General features: G+C 70.5%; 12 protein-coding genes. 10 read left to right on the top strand and 2 right to left on the bottom strand.

All coding sequences use genetic code 11. The features are described from left to right. Positions 1 to 10 precede the first annotated feature (10 nt). The 10 genes from ELR47_RS16050 (at position 11) to ELR47_RS16005 (ending at position 13,261) form a co-directional block, all read left to right on the top strand. Positions 11 to 1,360 carry an aspartate aminotransferase family protein gene (locus tag ELR47_RS16050; RefSeq protein WP_130650796.1) on the top strand — a complete coding sequence of 450 codons (1,350 nt, stop codon included), beginning with the start codon at positions 11 to 13 and terminating at the stop codon, positions 1,358 to 1,360. Positions 1,361 to 1,409: 49 nt separating this feature from the next. Further along, a complete protein-coding gene (gene ald / locus ELR47_RS16045) occupies positions 1,410 to 2,492 on the top strand; it encodes an alanine dehydrogenase (RefSeq protein WP_130650795.1) in 1,083 nt (360 codons plus the stop codon). 4 nt (positions 2,493 to 2,496) lie between these two features. After that, positions 2,497 to 3,888 carry an NAD(P)/FAD-dependent oxidoreductase gene (locus ELR47_RS16040; protein WP_130650794.1) on the top strand — a complete coding sequence of 464 codons (1,392 nt, stop codon included), beginning with the start codon at positions 2,497 to 2,499 and terminating at the stop codon, positions 3,886 to 3,888. Positions 3,889 to 3,936: 48 nt separating this feature from the next. Further along, entirely contained in the window at positions 3,937 to 5,085 is a 1,149-nt protein-coding gene (locus ELR47_RS16035; protein WP_205745322.1) for an ABC transporter ATP-binding protein, read from the top strand. A gap of 13 nt (positions 5,086 to 5,098) precedes the next feature. Next, entirely contained in the window at positions 5,099 to 6,022 is a 924-nt protein-coding gene (locus ELR47_RS16030) for an ABC transporter permease (protein WP_130650793.1), read from the top strand. A gap of 250 nt (positions 6,023 to 6,272) precedes the next feature. Continuing rightward, positions 6,273 to 7,154, top strand: coding sequence for an ABC transporter permease (locus ELR47_RS16025; protein ID WP_205745321.1), 882 nt, complete (start codon positions 6,273 to 6,275; stop codon positions 7,152 to 7,154). A gap of 67 nt (positions 7,155 to 7,221) precedes the next feature. After that, a complete protein-coding gene (locus ELR47_RS16020) occupies positions 7,222 to 8,376 on the top strand; it encodes a polyamine ABC transporter substrate-binding protein (RefSeq protein ID WP_130650792.1) in 1,155 nt (384 codons plus the stop codon). 8 nt (positions 8,377 to 8,384) lie between these two features. Further along, on the top strand, positions 8,385 to 9,896 hold the full coding sequence (locus ELR47_RS16015) for a CoA-acylating methylmalonate-semialdehyde dehydrogenase (protein WP_130650791.1): 1,512 nt from the start codon (positions 8,385 to 8,387) through the stop codon (positions 9,894 to 9,896). 199 nt (positions 9,897 to 10,095) lie between these two features. Continuing rightward, the gene (locus ELR47_RS16010) at positions 10,096 to 11,559 is read left to right on the top strand and encodes an aldehyde dehydrogenase family protein (RefSeq protein WP_205745320.1); all 1,464 of its coding nucleotides are present in this window, start codon (positions 10,096 to 10,098) and stop codon (positions 11,557 to 11,559) included. 220 nt (positions 11,560 to 11,779) lie between these two features. Beyond that, complete coding sequence (locus ELR47_RS16005) at positions 11,780 to 13,261, top strand: aldehyde dehydrogenase family protein (protein WP_130650790.1); 1,482 nt, start codon at positions 11,780 to 11,782, stop codon at positions 13,259 to 13,261. 65 nt (positions 13,262 to 13,326) lie between these two features. Here ELR47_RS16005 and ELR47_RS16000 read toward each other — a convergent pair whose 3' ends face one another. Next, a complete protein-coding gene (locus ELR47_RS16000) occupies positions 13,327 to 14,166 on the bottom strand; it encodes a class III extradiol dioxygenase subunit beta (RefSeq protein ID WP_130650789.1) in 840 nt (279 codons plus the stop codon). Next, the gene (gene ligA / locus ELR47_RS15995; protein WP_130650788.1) at positions 14,154 to 14,528 is read right to left on the bottom strand and encodes a protocatechuate 4,5-dioxygenase subunit alpha; all 375 of its coding nucleotides are present in this window, start codon (positions 14,526 to 14,528) and stop codon (positions 14,154 to 14,156) included. The genes ELR47_RS16000 and ligA overlap by 13 nt, the downstream gene beginning before the upstream one ends. Positions 14,529 to 14,604: the final 76 nt, after the last annotated feature.

The following is a 14,604-nucleotide window of genomic DNA, read 5'->3' as shown; positions in this document are numbered from 1 at the left end:
GGACGCCGGTATGAGCACCGCGGAACTGGGCACGGGCAACCTGTGGCTGCACTTCACCCGCACCTCGGACTGGCTCGGCGACGCGCCGTCGATCCCGACGATGGACCGTGCCGAGGGCTGCTACGTCTGGGACACCGACGGCAAGCGCTACCTCGACGCACTCTCGGCGCTGTTCTGCGCCCAGATCGGCTACGGGCACCCGTCGATGGGGCAGGTCGCGCGGGCGCAGATGGACCGGCTGCCGTTCGCGACCAACTGGTCCTACGCCCATCAGCCCGCGATCGACCTCGCCGCGGCACTCGCGGAGCGCTTCCCGGGGGACCTGAACCACTTCTTCTTCGTCAACTCCGGCTCGGAGGCCGTGGAGTCGGCGGTGAAGATGGCCCAGCAGTACCACCGGCTCAACGGTGAACCCGAACGCACGCAGGTCATCAGCCGCAACTACGCCTACCACGGCACCACGCTCGGGGCGCTGGGCGTGACCGGGCTGGCAGGACTGCGCGAGCCGTTCGAACCGCTGCGTCCCGTGCACCACTACGTGCCCAACACCAACGCCTACCGCCCCCAGCACGACGACCCGGCCCAGGCGGTCGAGGACAAGATCCTCGAGATCGGCCCGGACCGGGTGTCGCTGGTGATCGCCGAGCCGGTGCAGAACGCCGGTGGTTGCTTCACCCCGCCGGCCGACTACTGGCCCCGGCTGCGCGAGATCTGTGACCGCTACGGCGTCCTGCTCGCCTGTGACGAGGTGATCACCGGCTTCGGGCGCCTCGGGTACTGGACCGGCGCGGAGAAGTACGGCGTGGTCCCCGACCTGCTCACCTTCGCCAAGGGCGTCACCAGCGCCTACCTGCCGCTCGGTGGCGTCGGCTTCAACGAGCGCATCAGCAAGCTGTTGCAGCTCGAGAAGACCACCATGTTCGTCCACGGCGCGACCTGGGGTGGTCACCCGGTCGCCGCCGCCGTCGCCCTGGAGAACCTGCGGCTGTTCGACGAGCTCGGGGTGCTCGACAACGTCCGCGCCAACGAGAGCTGGTTCGAGGAGCAGCTGCGTGGCCTGTACGAGCGCCACGAGATCGTCGGCGACGTCCGCGGCACCGGCTACTTCTGGGCGCTCGAGCTGGTCAAGGACCGCGAGCACAAGGTGATGTTCGACGCCGTCGAGTCCGAGCAGCTGCTACGCGGCTTCCTCTCGGCGCGTCTGCTCGAGCTCGGGATGATCTGCCGCGCCGACGACCGCGACGAACCCGTGCTCCAGCTGTCCCCCCCGTTGATCGCCGACCGGGAGACCCTCGGCGAGATCATCGGGATCCTCGACCAGGTGCTGGGCGAGGCAGCCAAGCGCATGGTGGCCCTGTGAGCACCGGACCGGTGGTGCAGGCGCCGTGCGGCCACGCAGGAGCGAGCGCATGAGCGAGACCCGCACGATCGGTGTGCCCAGCGAGACCAAGGACCGCGAACGTCGGGTGTCGTTGACGCCCTCGGCGGTCGCCTCGGTCGTCGACCGCGGTCACCGGGTCCTGGTCCAGGCCGGTGCCGGCACGGGCGCCGGGTTCGACGACGACGCCTACACCGACGCCGGCGCGGAGCTGGTCGCCGACGCCGGCGAGGTCTGGGCCGCGGAGGTGGTCGTCAAGGTCAAGGAACCGCAGCCGGACGAGTTCGCGTTCTTCCGCGACGACCTGACCCTGTTCACCTACCTGCACCTGGCGGCCGAGCCGGAGCTGACCCGCGCCCTGGTCGAGTCGGGGATCCACGCCTACGCCTACGAGACGCTCACCGACCGCACCGGGCTGCCGCTGCTCGCGCCGATGTCGGAGATCGCCGGGCGGGCTGCGGCCATCGTCGGCGCGGAGAAGCTCTCGGCCGCGCAGGGCGGTTCGGGGACGCTGATGGGTGGTGCCGCCGGCGTGCCGCCGGCCAAGGCAGTCGTGATCGGGCTCGGCGTGGCCGGCACGATGGCGGCCCGGGGCCTGCGTGGGCTCGACGCCCACGTGACCGGGGTGGACGTCGACCTGCAGCGTCTCTACGAGCACCACCTCGACGGCACGGTCGACGCGACCCAGATCAGCGAACCCGCCGCCGTGGCTGCGCACGTGCGCGAGGCCGACCTGGTGGTGGGGGCGGCGCTGGTGCCCGGTGCCCGGGCACCGGTCGTGGTCGACGAGCAGATGGTGGCCTCCATGCGGCCCGGGTCCGTCGTGGTCGACCTGGCCATCGACCAGGGCGGCTGCATCGCCACGGCCCGGCCCACGTCGCTGTCCGAGCCGACCTACGTCGAGCACGGCGTCGTCCACTACTGCGTGACCAACGTGCCGGGGCAGTTCCCGCGCACCGCTTCGGCCGCCCTGTCGGCCGCCGTCACCCCGCGGCTGCTGCAGCTGGTCACCGATCCCGACGACGCGTCGTTGTCCGGGGCGCTCAACGTCGCCGACGGTGCCCTGGTGCACCCGGTGGTCGCCGAGACCTTCCCCGACCTGCCGCGGGCCTGACCGCGTGACCCCGCCCGCGCCGACGGCCGCCCGCCACGCCAGCCACTGGCTGCGGGACGCCGACGGCGCGGCGGGTCCGCCGCTCACCGGCCGGCACCTCGCCGACGTCGTGATCGTCGGCGGGGGGTTCACCGGCCTGTGGACGGCGCTGTCCCTCACCGAGCGCGAACCGGGCCGGCGGGTCGTGCTGCTCGAGGCCGAGCGGGTCGGCCACGGTGCGTCGGGACGCAACGGCGGTTTCGTCGAGCCCTCGCTGACCCACGGCATCGCCAACGCCCGGCGTCACTTCCCCGACGAGGTGGCCGAGCTGACCCGACTCGGCCACGAGAACCTGCACGGGCTGCTCGCCGACGCGGCCCGCTTCGGGGTGGCCGACGCGGTCGAGCGCACCGGCCTCCTCGAGGTCGCCACCGCGCCCTGGCAGGTCGACGAGCTCGCCGAGGCCGCTGCCCTGCACGCCGAGGTGAAGGAGCACGCCGAGCTGCTCGGCGCCGACGCGGTCCGCGCCGAGGTGGACTCACCCACCTACCTGGGCGGACTGCACCTGCCCGACGGTGGTGCGCTGGTCGACCCGGGTCGACTGGTGCGGGCGCTGGCCGCCGAGGCGATGCGCCGGGGGGTGCAGGTCTGCGAGGGCAGCCCGGTCGTCGGGTTCACCCCCGCCGGTCCGGACGTCGTCGTGCGCACCCCGCAGGGACAGGTGCTGGCCGGTGCGGCGGTGCTGGCCACCAACGCCTACAGCCACCGGGTGCTGCGCCGCACCGCCCGCCACTTCGTGCCCGTCCACGACTACGTGCTGCTGACCGCGCCGCTGAACGCCGAGCAGCTGGCCAGGATCGGGTGGCGACGCCGCCAGGGCATCGCCGACGCCGGCAACCAGTTCCACTACTACCGGCTCACCGCCGACGACCGCATCCTGTGGGGCGGGTACGACGCGGTCTACCGGTTCGGCAACGGGGTCGGTCCGCGCTTCGACCATCGCCGAGCGACCTACGACCTGCTGGCCCGCCATTTCCGAGCGACCTTCCCGCAGCTGGCCGACGTGCGGTTCGAGCGCTGGTGGGGCGGGCCGATCGCGACCACCACCCGGTTCACCGTCACCTTCGGCGACGCGCTGGGTGGTCGGGTGCACTACGCGCTGGGCTACACGGGACTCGGTGTCGCGGCGACCCGGTTCGCCGGCCGGGTCCTGGCCGACCGGCTCACCGCGGCCGACTCGCCGCTGCTTCGCCTGGCCTTCACCAGCACCTCGCCGGTGCCCTTCCCGCCCGAGCCGTTGCGCTGGGTGGGGGTGCAGGCCACCCGTTCCGCGATGGCCCGGGCCGACCGTCGCGGCGGTCGGCGGGGTTCGTGGCTCGCACTCCTCGACCGTTTCGGCATCGGATTCGACTCGTGACGGGCAGACTGCCGCCTGCTCCGGTTCCCGCCCCGCGAAAGGACCGCCGTGTCTGACGTCTCGCTCGAGACCGGTCGCCCCCCGGTGGACGCGACCGCGTCCGCCACCGGTGTGGCCGTCGCCCTGCACGGGGTGACCAAGCGGTTCCCCGGACCGAAGGGTGCCGAGGCGGTGACCGCCGTGGACGCCATCGACCTCGACATCGCCGACGGCGAGTTCTTCAGTCTGCTGGGGCCCTCGGGGTGCGGCAAGACGACCACGCTGCGGATGATCGCCGGCTTCGAGTACCCGACGGCCGGCTCGATCCGCATCTTCGGCGACGAGGTCGGGCTGCTGCCGCCCAACCGCCGGCCGGTCAACACCGTGTTCCAGTCCTACGCGTTGTTCCCGCACCTGAGCGTGGCCCAGAACATCGCCTTCGGCCTCGAGATGCAGAAGGTCGACAAGCGCGAGGTGCGCCAGCGGGTCGCGGAGGTCATCGAGCTGGTGCAGCTGCAGGGTCGGGAGTCGCGGCGGCCCAAGCAGCTCTCGGGTGGGCAGCAGCAGCGGGTGGCGCTCGCCCGCGCACTGGTCAACCACCCCAAGGTGCTGCTGCTCGACGAGCCGCTCGGAGCGCTGGACCTCAAGCTGCGCCAGGCCATGCAGCTCGAGCTCAAGCAACTGCAGGAACGGGTCGGCATCACCTTCGTCTACGTCACCCACGACCAGGAGGAGGCGCTGACGATGTCCGACCGCATCGCGGTCATGGACGGTGGTCGCCTGCTCCAGGTCGGGGCACCCACCGAGATCTACGACCGCCCCCGCACCCGGTTCGTGGCCGACTTCATCGGGGACACCAACCTGATGCCGGCGACCGTGGTGGACACCGACACGGTGCGGTTGGTCGACGGCACACCGGTACGCGTGGCCTCGGGCCGACCGGAGGGTGCCACCTGCACGCTCGCGATCCGGCCCGAGCAGATCGGGTTGCGATCTCCCGAACACGACCGGGATCCGGCCCTCGACGCCGTGCACGGGCGGGTGCAGCGGGTGACCTTCCTCGGCAACGCCACCAGCTACGAGGTGGTGGCCGACGGCGACGCGGACCTGCACGTCCGGGTCCGACAGGGCAATGCGCCCGGCATCGAGCACTTCGCCGTCGGTGACCGGGTGCGGGTGCGCTGGCTGCCGGCCAGCGCGACCGTGCTCGAGGACTGAACGGAGCCGGACCATGTCGACGACCGTTCCTCCCCCCGACGTCCAGCCCGACCTGCACGACGAGCCGCCTCCGCCGGGGCCCGGGCTGGAACGCGACGCCGAGAAGGCCGCCTCCCGACGCGGCTTCCTGATCGGGCTTCCGGGGCTCGCCTATCTCGTGGCGTTCTTCGCGGCCCCGCTGCTGATCGTGGTCGTCTACTCGTTCGCGAGCCGCTCGCCGCGGGGCGCCACCGTGCTGGCCGGCTGGAACCTCGACTCCTACGCGCGGCTGACCGATTCGCTGGTGCTCACCATCGCGTGGCGCTCGTTGTGGATCGCCGTCGTGACGACGCTGATCTGTCTGGTGCTGGCCTATCCGTTCGCGTACTACCTGGCGACCCGGCCCGTCAGGGTCCGGGCGCTGTTGCTCGTGCTGGTCATGATCCCGTTCTGGTCGAACTTCCTCGTGCGCACCTACGCCTGGCGGATGTTGCTGGGCAGCGACGGACCTCTGACCCGGCTGCTGCAGACGGTCGGCATCGACGCGACGCTGCTGTTCACGCCGACCGGCGTGATGATCGGGCTGGTGTACGGCTACCTGCCGTTCATGATCCTGCCGCTGTACGCCGCGGTCGAACGCCTCGACCACTCGCTGGTGGAGGCGGCCCGGGACCTGTACGCCAGCGGCTGGCAGGCGTTCTGGAAGGTGACCTGGCCCCTGTCGCGGCCGGGGGTGATCGCCGGATCGATCCTGGTGTTCATCCCGTCGTTCGGGGCCTACGTCACGCCGGAGATCCTCGGCGGGCGCGGCTCGACGATGCTCGGCAGCTACATCGCCCGCCAGTTCATCGGGACCGCGAGCGACTGGCCCTTCGGCTCGGCGCTGTCGGTCGCGATCCTGGTCGTGATGCTGGCCGCCGCGACGGCCTACTTCCGCGCCGGAGGAAAGAACCTATGAGCGGCGGTGAAGGCCCCCTGTGGGGTTTGGAGGGGCCTTCAGCGGTCTCGGAGGATGGACGGAGCGGCGGGAAAGGCCCCCTGTGGGGTTTGGAGGGGCCTTCAGCGGTCTCGGAGGATGGACGGAGCGGCGGGAAAGGCCCCCTGTGGGGTTTGGAGGGGCCTTCAGCGGTCTCGGAGGATGGACGGAGCGGCGGGAAAGGCCCCCTGTGGGGTTTGGAGGGGCCTTCAGCGGTCTCGGAGGGGGCAGCATGAGTGTGCTGGAGATGCCGGGTGGGGCGGGGGCGGAGGTCGCCGACGACTCGCTCGCCAGGCCGCGCCGGGGGGTCGATCGGGTGCTGGCCGGCAACGCGTGGCTGGTGTTCGCCTTCCTGTACCTGCCGATCCTGGTCCTGATCGTCTACTCGTTCAACGACAACGAGCGGGTGGGTGTGTGGACCGAGCCGTCGTTGCGCTGGTACGGCGAACTGGTCGGCAACACCCGCGTGATGGACGCGCTGCGCAACTCGCTGGTCGTCGCGGCGGTCTCGACGGTGGTGGCGACGGTGCTGGGAACGCTCGCCGGTCTGTCGATGGAGCGCTTCCGTTACCGCGGGCAGCGCATGTTCGACGGGCTGCTGTACCTGCCGGTGATCATCCCGGACATCACGATGGCCGTGATGCTGCTGCTGTTCTTCGTGCAGGCGTTCGATCTGATCTTCCTGGCCACCGGCGTGCAGTTCAGCCGTGGGCTCGGGACGATCATGCTGGCCCACGTCGCGTTCAACGTCTCCTTCGTGGCGCTGGTGGTGCGTGCGCGGCTCGCCGGGTTGGACGGGGCGTTGGAGGAGGCTGCGGCCGACCTGTACGCCAGCCGCTGGCAGGCGTTCCGGCGGGTGACCCTGCCGCTGATCGCCCCAGGGGTCGCCGGTGGTGCGCTGCTGGCGCTGACGTTGTCGCTCGACGACGTGGTGATCACCGAGTTCGTGAGCGGCGCGGGGGCAACGACCCTGCCGGTGTACGTGTTCGGTTCGCTGCGCCGGGGGGTCACGCCGCTCATCAACGCGGTGTCGGTCCTGATGTTGGTCGGGTCGATCCTGCTCGTGCTGTTGTCACTGGCGGTGTCGCGGCGTCGGGAGGACGCGGGGGAGTGAGGCCGGGGCGGCCCACGCCGCCCCGGGGACGAGTCAACGGTTGCGAGAAGAGGGAAGGGAACGTCGTATGAGGATTCGCCTGCTGGCAACGCTGCTGGCCAGCGCCCTGGTCCTGGCCGCCTGCGGTCGCGAAGTCGGTGGTGAGACCGCCGACGGGGCCCCCGAGGGCTCCGAGACGGCCGCCGAGGACGGCGACGACTCCTCCGGTGGCGGTGACGCGTCCGCGGCCGGCGCCGAGTGCGAGGTCGACGAGGTCGACGGGGACCTGCTGTTCTACAACTGGTCGGAGTACATGGACCCGGACCTGCTCACCGCGTTCGGCGAGCAGTACGGCGTCTCCGCCACCGAGGACACCTTCACCTCCAACGAGGCCCTGCTGGCGCAGATCCGCGCCGGTGGCGCCGACTACGACGTGATCGTCCCGTCCGACTACATGGTCGAGATCATGATCGAGGAGGGCCTGCTGCTCGAGCTCGACGCCGAGGCGATCCCGAACTCCGACAACGTCGCCGAGGACTTCGCCAACCCGCCCTACGACCCGGAGCTGGCCTACTCGCGGCCCTACCAGTGGGGCACGACCGGGCTGGGCGTGAATCTCGAGGCGACCGGCCCGGACCCGGAGCCGACCTGGGGCTGGCTGTTCGACCCGCAGCTGCGCGACGGGCTGGACCTGTCGATGCTCGACGACCCGCGCGAGAGCATGGGAGCCGCGCTGTACTACCTCGGCCACGACCCGAACACCACCGACGAGGCGCAGCTCGAGGAGGCGGCGCAGCTGATCGAGGAGAACACGCAGATCGTGACGTTCACCTCCGACCAGTACTCCGAGCTGCTGCTCACCGGCGAGACCGACATCGGGCAGGGCTACAGCGGCAACATCCTCGACAACATCGGTGACGACGAGAACTACGCCTACCTGATCCCCGAGGAGGGCGCGACGATCTGGACCGACAACATGGCGATCCTGACCTCGTCGAACAGCCCGTGCACGGCGCACACCTTCATCAACTTCATGCTCGACGCCGAGAACGGCGCGCAGCTGACCAACTACACCTACTACGCCTCGCCCAACGAGGCTGCGACCGAGTTCATCGACGAGGAGGTCACGAGCAACCCGGCGATCTACCCCGACGAGGACGTGCGCGAGAACCTGTACTTCCTCGAGAACACCGGGGAGGCCGAGGTGCTCTACACCGACCTGTTCACCCGGGCGCAGGGGTGAGCGGGGGGATGGCGTCGCTGCTGTCCCACCATGTCGGTGGCCGGCGGTGGTCCGACGACGACGCCCGGCGCGGGGAGGTGTTCGACCCCGCGACCGGGCGGGTCTCCCGCCACGTGCCGCTCGCGTCCGCGTCGACGGTCGCGCGCGTCGTGGAGGTCGCCCACGAGGCGTTCACCACCTGGCGCTGGTCGACGTTGGCGCAGCGGACGCGGGTGCTGTTCGCCTTCCGGACGCTGGTCGACGCGCACCGCGACGAGCTCGCGGCGCTGATCGTCGCCGAGCACGGCAAGGTGCACGACGACGCGCTCGGTGAGGTGCAGCGCGGCCTCGAGGTGGTCGAGTTCGCCTGTGGGATCCCGCATCTGCTCAAGGGCGGGCACTCCGTCGAGGTCTCCTCGGGTGTCGACAGTTGGTCGTTGCGTCAGCCGCTGGGCGTGGTCGCCGGGATCACGCCGTTCAACTTCCCGGCGATGGTCCCGATGTGGATGTTCCCGCTCGCGATCGCGTGCGGGAACACCTTCGTGCTCAAGCCCAGCGAGAAGGACCCGTCGGTGTCGGTGCGGCTCGCCGAGCTGTGGACCGAGGCCGGCCTGCCCGACGGGGTGTTCAACGTCGTCCACGGCGACCGCGAGGCGGTCGACGCGCTGTTGACGGCACCGGACGTCGCGGCGGTGTCGTTCGTCGGATCGACCCCGATCGCCCGGCACGTGTTCACCACGGCGACCACCCACGGCAAGCGGGTGCAGGCGCTGGGCGGGGCGAAGAACCATCTGGTCGTGCTGCCCGACGCCGACGTCGAGCTGGCGGCGGACGCGGCGGTCGCCGCGGCGTTCGGCTCGGCCGGCGAGCGGTGCATGGCGATCTCGGCGGTGGTCGCCGTCGGCGACGTCGGTGACCGGCTGGTCCCGGCGATCGCGAACCGGATGGCGGCGTTGCGCGTCGGACCCGGTACCGACCCGCAGGCGGAGATGGGCCCCCTGGTCACCGCGGAGCACCGCGACCGCGTGGCCGGCTACGTCGCGACCGGCGCCGACGAGGGCGCCGAGGTGGTCGTCGACGGACGCGGGTTGACCGTGGAGGGCGCCGAGGACGGCTTCTGGCTCGGGCCGTGCCTGCTCGACCACGTGACCCCGGACATGGCCGTCCACCGTGACGAGATCTTCGGGCCGGTGCTCTCGGTCGTGCGCGTCGGCACCCACGCCGACGCGATCGCGCTGGTCAACGCCAACCCGTACGGCAACGGCACGGCGGTGTTCACCGACTCGGGGCGTGAGGCGCGCCGCTTCCAGCAGCAGATCGAGGTCGGCATGGTCGGTGTCAACGTGCCGATCCCGGTGCCGATGGCCTACTACGCGTTCGGCGGTTGGAAGGACTCGCTGTTCGGCGACACGTACGTGCACGGCACCGAGGGCGTGCACTTCTACACGCGCGGCAAGGTCGTCACCGCCCGCTGGCCCGAGCAGGGCGCTGGCACCGCGGCCGCCGGCACGTCGAGCCTGCACTTCCCGACCTCCGACTGATCTCCGCCCGCGAGACAGGGGACCCAGGCAGATGCCGCCTGGGGGGCAACGAGTGAGCGAAGCGAGCGAGACAGGGGACCCAGGCAGATGCCGCCTGGGGGGCAACGAGTGAGCGAAGCGAGCGAGACAGGGGACCCAGGCAGATGCCGCCTGGGGGGCAACGAGTGAGCGAAGCGAGCGAGACAGGGGACCCAGGCAGATGACGAGCGAATCCCGCGGCATGTGGATCGGCGGCGAGCACGTGGTCGCCGACCGTTGGATCGAGAGCTTCGATCCGGCGACCGAGGAGGTCATCGGCCGGGTACCGGCCGGCGGTGCGGCGCAGGTCGACCGGGCGGTGGCCGCAGCGAAGGCGGCGTTCGACGACTGGCGCTACCTGGCCGCGAACGACCGCGCGGAACTGCTGCACGAGGCGTACGCGCGCTCGATGGCGCACCACGGCGAGCTGGTCGAGCTCCTCACCCGCGAACAGGGCAAGCCCCGGCCCGAGCAGGAGGAGGAGGCGGAGTGGGCGCTGACCTCGCTGCGCTACTACGCCGAGCTCGGTCGCAACGGGCTCGGTCGGGTGGTGCCCTCGGCGGAGCCGCGCACGCAGCTCAACCTGGTGCTCAAGGAACCCTACGGGGTGGTCGGGGCGATCGTGCCGTGGAACTATCCGCTGCTGCTGCTGGGCTGGAAGCTCGCGCCGGCGCTGGCGGCCGGCAACACGGTGGTGGTCAAGCCCTCGGAGTTGACCTCGCTGGTCACCCTCGAGTGGATCGAGCGCTGCTTCGACCACTTCCCTCCCGGCGTGGTGAACGTGGTGACCGGTTCCGGTGCCGAGGCGGGCGAGGCGCTGGTGCGCCATCCCGACGTGCGGGTCGTGGCCATGACCGGGTCGGTCGCGACCGGTCAGCGCATCGCCTCGGTCGCCGCCCCGCTGATGAAGCACCTGCATCTCGAGCTGGGCGGCAAGGACGCGTTCGTGGTGGCACCCGACGCGGAGCTCGAGCCCGCGGCGGACGCGCTGGCGTACTCGGCGCTGCTCAACAGCGGACAGGTGTGCACCTCGTCCGAGCGGGTGTTCGTGCCCGCGGCGCGACGCGAGGAGTTCGCCGAGGCGTTGACCGCCAAGGTCGGCGAGCTGCGGCTCGGGCACGGGCTGGACGCCGGCACGGACCTCGGGCCGCTCGCCGACGCGGCGTTCCGCGACAAGGTCGACGCGCACGTGCGCGACGCGGTCGACCGGGGCGCGCGGGTGCTCACCGGTGGGCAGCGGCCGGACCGGCGCGGGTGGTTCTACGAGCCGACCGTGCTGGTCGACGTCGACGACGACATGGTCATCATGACCGAGGAGACGTTCGGTCCGACGATCCCGGTGGCGACCTACGACGGTTTCGACGAGGTCATCGACCGGGTCAACGCCTCGGAACTCGGCCTCGGCGCCACGTTGCGTTCGTCCGACCCGCTGCTGATCAAGCGCTTCTACGAGCGCGTGAAGGCCGGCACGGTGTGGATCAACGATCCGTTGACCGACAACTACGCGGGACCGTTCGGTGGCATGAAGATGACGGGCGGCGGCCGTGAGCTCGGCCCCGAGGGGCTCGAGACGTTCCTCGAGACCAAGCACGTGCACTGGGACTTCGACCAGGCCTCCAAGGACTGGTGGTTCCCGTACCGCTGAGGCACGCCGGAGCACCGTTCGCGGGCCGGTGGGGAGTCGGCGGCTTCGACGGCGTTCCGGAGGCGGACCGATCCCACGATCACGACCGCACGTGTCCTGCGGTCCCCGGCAGCACGCTCTCCGGCCGGGCGCGAGCGCCACGACGGGGGAGTAGGTTGGAACGACGGCGCGGGAGGTGCCGGGAAGACGGACGTCCGCAGGACGGCAAGGAGACTTCGGGATGACGGATACCGAGACACGTACGGCGCTCTACATCGGTGGCCAGGTCCGGAAGACCTCGGAGGTGCTCGAGGTCCTGGACCCGGCCAAGCCCGGCCGGGTGGTGGGCACGGCGGCCGCCGCGTCCGAGGCCGACGTCGCCGAGGCCGTCGCCGCAGCGAAGGCGGCGTACGACGACTGGTCGGCACGGTCGGCACAGGACCGCGCCCGGATGATGAGCGAGGCGATCGCCGGCATCGCCGACGACCGTGACCAGGACGCCGCGATCCTGTCCCAGGAGAACGGCAAGGTCCGGATGGAGGCGTGGATCGACACCCTCGTCTTCGAGTTGCGCTGGCAACTGGCGCTCCAGCACGCCGACGAGGTGGAGGCCACGACGGAGCTCGAGCCGGCCCCCGGGCTGCCCGTGACGACCGAGATCGGCTACCAGCCGCTCGGCGTCGTGACGGTGATCGTGCCCTTCAACTGGCCGATCGCGATCCTGGGTGCCGCGCTGCCGCATGCACTGCTCGCCGGGAACACCGCCATCGTCAAGCCGCCGCCGTCGACGCCGCTGGCGATGACGAGGTTGGTGCAGCGCATCGCGGAGAAGCTGCCGCCGGGCGTGCTCAACATCGTCACGGGCCGCGACGAGCAGATGGCCGGCCTGATCCAGAACGTCGACGTCGCGAAGGTGTGCTTCACCGGCTCGGTCAACGGCGGCAAGAAGATGATGGAGATGGCGTCGCGCACGCTGACGCGCGTGACGCTGGAGCTGGGCGGGAACGACGCCGCGATCTTCTGTGAGGACGCCGTCATCGACGACACCCACCTCGACCGGCTCTTCGCCGCCATCTACGACACCACCGGCCAGATCTGCATGAACGCCAAGCGCGTCTACGTCCACCGCTCACGGATGGACGAACTGGTGGACGGCCTGTCCCGGCGGCTCGAGCAGACCGTGCTCGGCTACGGCCTGGACGAGGGCACGACGATGGGCCCGCTGCACCAGCGCGCGCAACAGGAATTCGTCACCGAGCTGATCCAGGAGGCCAAGGACTCCGGCGCGAGCGTGCTGGAGTTCGGCGAGCTGCCCGGCGGTGAGCTGGAGGGTGGCAACTTCGTGCGGCCGGCGATCGTCGTCGACCCGGACCCGAAGCTGAAGGTCGTGACCGAGGAGCAGTTCGGCCCGGTGGTGCCCGTTCTGCCCTTCGACTCCGAGCAGGAGGCGATCAGTGCGGCCAACGACACCTGGGGTGGCCTGTGCGGCTCGGTGTGGACGGCCGATCCGGAGACGGCCACACGCATCGCCCGGCAACTGGTCTGCGGCTACGTGTGGGTGAACGACCACGGCGCCACCCGCCTCGACCTGCGGGCACCGTTCGGTGGGATGAAGCAGTCCGGCTTCGGCCGGGAGCAGGGCATCCACGGCATCCGCGCCTTCCAGGACACCCGTTCGATCGCCAACATCGATGACGAGGCGCTCGCCAACGCCGCCCACTGAGGACGCTGCCCGAACGCGTGTGGCCTGGCCGCTTCGGCCAGGCCACACGCAGGTCCTCGGTCCGGTCAGACGTTCTCGTAGAGAATCAGGCCGGTCGCGGTGTTCGAGGCCGCCACGTGGTAGTGGCGATGCACCTCGCGGACCTTCTCGTCGAGTGCGCCTCGCATGATGAACCACATCACGAGTTCGACGCCCTCGGTGCCGGCCTGCCGGATGTAGTCGGTGTGCGTCAGGTCCAGCAACGACTCCGGGTCCGGGCCGATGCGGTCCATGAAGTCGCGGTCGAACTCCTCGTTGATCAGCCCGGCCCGCGCGCCACCCAACTGGTGGGACATGCCGCCGGTGCCGAGCACCGCCACGCGCAGGTCCTGGTCGAAGGCGTCGATCGCCCGCCGGATTGCCTGGCCGAGCGCGTAGCAGCGCGCGCCGGTCGGCGGGGGAAACTGGGTGACGTTCACCACGATCGGGATCACCGGGCACGGCCACTGCTCCACCTTGCCGAACAGGATCGACAGCGGCACCGTGAATCCGTGGTCGACCGTCATCTCGTTGACGATCGTCATGTCGAACTCGTCGAGGATGAGCGACTCGGCCAGGTGCCAGGCCAGCTCGGGATGCCCCTGCACGGTCGGCACCGGACGCGGTCCGAACCCCTCGTCCGCCGGCTCGAACTCGTCCGCGACCCCGATGGCGAACGTGGGGATCATCTCCATGCCGAAGGCGTTCGCGTGGTCGTTGTACACCAGCACGCACACGTCCGGCGTGTTCGCCGCCATCCATTCGCGGGCCCGCTCGTAGCCAGCGAACAACGGTGCCCAGTACGGTTCCTCGGTCTTGCCGTGGTCCATGGCGGCCCCGATCGGGGGCACGTGCGAGCTGGCGACGCCCGCGATCACCTCAGCCATCGTGTTTGCCTTCCTCCGCTGAGCATCATCTCGCGGAACTCTTCCTCGGACATGCCCGACATCTGTCCGCCCATGTACTGCATGGAGCAGCCGTCGAAGACGCACAGCTTCCAGATGTAGAACACGTTGCCGCCCAGTTCGAGCAGACGGTTCCAGTCGCGCTCGAGGACGGCCTGACGCTGCTCCTCGGACAGCTTGAACCGGTCGAGATAGGTGGTCTCGTCGGTTCGGAACTCGTCCCGACTCGCCGACTCATCGAGGGTCTTCAGGAACTTGTTCAGGGCGTAGCCCTGCCGCGCGCGGCGCCCGTCGAAGACGTAGGTGCCGGGGATGTCGTCGTACTCACGCTTCACGGTCGTCATGGTCGCGTCTCGCTCCTCCGGCCGACAGTGCCACCGATCTTGGGGTCCCCGCAGACAAAAGTCAACAACATTGTGG

The organism is Egicoccus halophilus, from assembly GCF_004300825.1.
GTDB lineage: Bacteria > Actinomycetota > Nitriliruptoria > Nitriliruptorales > Nitriliruptoraceae > Egicoccus > Egicoccus halophilus.
The sequence above is the reverse complement of the archived record's forward strand: the minus strand, read 5'-3'. Positions and strand labels throughout refer to the sequence as shown.

Excerpts from the sequence above, each read along its gene's own strand:
- ELR47_RS16050 (WP_130650796.1), top strand. The coding sequence starts at position 11 with ATGAGCACCGCGGAACTGGGCACGGGCAACCTGTGGCTGCACTTCACC.
- ald (WP_130650795.1), top strand. The coding sequence starts at position 1,410 with ATGAGCGAGACCCGCACGATCGGTGTGCCCAGCGAGACCAAGGACCGC.
- ELR47_RS16030 (WP_130650793.1), top strand. The coding sequence starts at position 5,099 with ATGTCGACGACCGTTCCTCCCCCCGACGTCCAGCCCGACCTGCACGAC.
- ELR47_RS16025 (WP_205745321.1), top strand. The coding sequence starts at position 6,273 with ATGAGTGTGCTGGAGATGCCGGGTGGGGCGGGGGCGGAGGTCGCCGAC.
- ELR47_RS16020 (WP_130650792.1), top strand. The coding sequence starts at position 7,222 with ATGAGGATTCGCCTGCTGGCAACGCTGCTGGCCAGCGCCCTGGTCCTG.
- ELR47_RS16015 (WP_130650791.1), top strand. The coding sequence starts at position 8,385 with ATGGCGTCGCTGCTGTCCCACCATGTCGGTGGCCGGCGGTGGTCCGAC.
- ELR47_RS16010 (WP_205745320.1), top strand. The coding sequence starts at position 10,096 with ATGACGAGCGAATCCCGCGGCATGTGGATCGGCGGCGAGCACGTGGTC.
- ELR47_RS16005 (WP_130650790.1), top strand. The coding sequence starts at position 11,780 with ATGACGGATACCGAGACACGTACGGCGCTCTACATCGGTGGCCAGGTC.
- ELR47_RS16000 (WP_130650789.1), bottom strand. The coding sequence starts at position 14,166 with ATGGCTGAGGTGATCGCGGGCGTCGCCAGCTCGCACGTGCCCCCGATC.
- ligA (WP_130650788.1), bottom strand. The coding sequence starts at position 14,528 with ATGACGACCGTGAAGCGTGAGTACGACGACATCCCCGGCACCTACGTC.